At 43.7% G+C, this 1,674-nt stretch carries 1 protein-coding gene and 2 tRNA genes; all 3 read right to left on the bottom strand.

Translation table 11 applies throughout. From position 1 onward, the window contains the following. Positions 1 to 218: 218 nt before the first annotated feature. The 3 genes from MHN32_RS23530 to MHN32_RS23520 all read right to left on the bottom strand — a co-directional run bounded on the left by MHN32_RS23530 (position 219) and on the right by MHN32_RS23520 (position 1,651). Positions 219 to 309, bottom strand: a tRNA-Ser gene (locus tag MHN32_RS23530). 89 nt (positions 310 to 398) lie between these two features. Next, positions 399 to 1,442, bottom strand: a complete 1,044-nt coding sequence (gene nadA, locus MHN32_RS23525; protein WP_026000839.1) for a quinolinate synthase NadA — start codon at positions 1,440 to 1,442, stop codon at positions 399 to 401. A 133-nt stretch (positions 1,443 to 1,575) separates the two neighbouring features. Next, positions 1,576 to 1,651 (bottom strand) — tRNA-Lys (locus MHN32_RS23520). Positions 1,652 to 1,674 lie beyond the last annotated feature (23 nt).

The following is a 1,674-nucleotide window of genomic DNA, read 5'->3' as shown; positions in this document are numbered from 1 at the left end:
AGCTATTGGTGCGTAAATTCGCCTTGTTTTCCCTAAATCTTGCTGGCTAGACAAGGAAAAAACTAAGTTGTGCTTTAGCAACAATGAGTTGGAACATTCGTTATCCAAACCTCAGGTTATTTAGAAAATAAAAACGAAGTTTAGGGTTTTCATAGCCCCAAAATGTCCCCAGAATAATAAGCGGGCATGATAGAAGATTGATTTTAAAGAGGAAAAAATGGCGGAGAGAGAGGGAGTCGAACCCTCGATACGCTATAAACGTATACACGAGTTCCAGTCGTGCGCCTTAAGCCACTCAGCCATCTCTCCGCACTGAATTGCGGGGCTAATACTATGAAAAGCCTCGCACTTTATCAAGCAGTTTTTTGCTTTTAGGATTTATTTGTCTATTAATCCTACTATTTCTGCAAAGATGCAGAAAAATCTAGCATGCGATTAAGCGAACGTAGTGCGCCTTCACGCAATTCCATATCAACGAAGACTTCTTTGCCTTGTGGGCTGATAAGCGCTTCTTCAATTGCCTGTAGGCCGTTCATTGCCATCCAAGGGCAATGGGCACAGCTACGACATGTAGCGCCTTCACCAGCGGTAGGTGCTTCGAAGAACTCTTTCTCAGGGCAAAGTTGCTGCATTTTATAGAAGATACCGCGATCGGTAGCAACGATAAACTTCTGATTATCCATTTCTTGCGCAGCTTTAATTAACTGACTCGTTGAGCCTACTGCATCCGCTAAGTCTACGATTTCTGCAGGAGATTCAGGGTGAACCAGTACTGCTGCGTCAGGATGCAGCTGTTTCATGTCTTTAAGGGCTTTGGTTTTAAATTCATCATGAACGATACATGCACCGTTCCACATGATCATATCTGCACCCGTTTTCTTTTGAATATAAGAACCTAAGTGCTTATCCGGACCCCAGATGATTTTTTCGCCTTGCTCATCAAGGTGCTCAACAATCTCAAGCGCGCAAGAAGAGGTGACAATCCAATCCGCTCTTGCTTTTACCGCAGTTGAAGTATTGGCGTATACCACCACTTTTCTGTCTGGGTGTTGATCGCAAAACGCAGAAAACTCGTCGATAGGGCAACCTACATCCAACGAGCAAGTTGCTTCGAGTGTTGGCATCACAACGGTTTTGTGCGGTGTCAATATTTTTGCCGTTTCGCCCATAAAGCGCACGCCGGCTACGATGATCATGTCTTTGTCTTCTTGCTTAGCGCCAAAGCGTGCCATTTCTAATGAATCAGCAACACAGCCGCCAGTTTCTTCAGCAAGTGCTTGGATCTCAGGATCAGTATAATAGTGGGCAACCAGTACCGCATTCTTTTCAACTAATAGCGCTTTGATACGCGCTTTATACTCTGCTTTTTCTTCAACGGTAAGAGGGGCAGGTTTTGGAGGGAAGATATAATCTTCCGGCATAATACGTTCAGCTAGACTCATTTCTCGACCACTAGTCCACATTGCATAATTAGGTGGAATTATACGAAAAATACAGGGGTAATCCTAGCGAATGTTTAGCTCTAAATGGCGAGTTTAAGAAAGTATTTTGAATAATATATGAAGAATAAGAGGATGGTGGGTCATGATGGACTCGAACCATCGACCAATGGATTAAAAGTCCACTGCTCTACCAACTGAGCTAATGACCCGCTCAAGCATTAAAAGTGCCATT

Source organism: Pseudoalteromonas sp. Of11M-6 (genome assembly GCF_022347905.1).
Lineage (GTDB): Bacteria > Pseudomonadota > Gammaproteobacteria > Enterobacterales > Alteromonadaceae > Pseudoalteromonas.
The sequence above is the reverse complement of the archived record's forward strand: the minus strand, read 5'-3'. Positions and strand labels throughout refer to the sequence as shown.

Bases quoted from the DNA above. Each gene is read 5' to 3' on its own strand.
- nadA (WP_026000839.1), bottom strand. From the start codon at position 1,442: ATGAGTCTAGCTGAACGTATTATGCCGGAAGATTATATCTTCCCTCCA.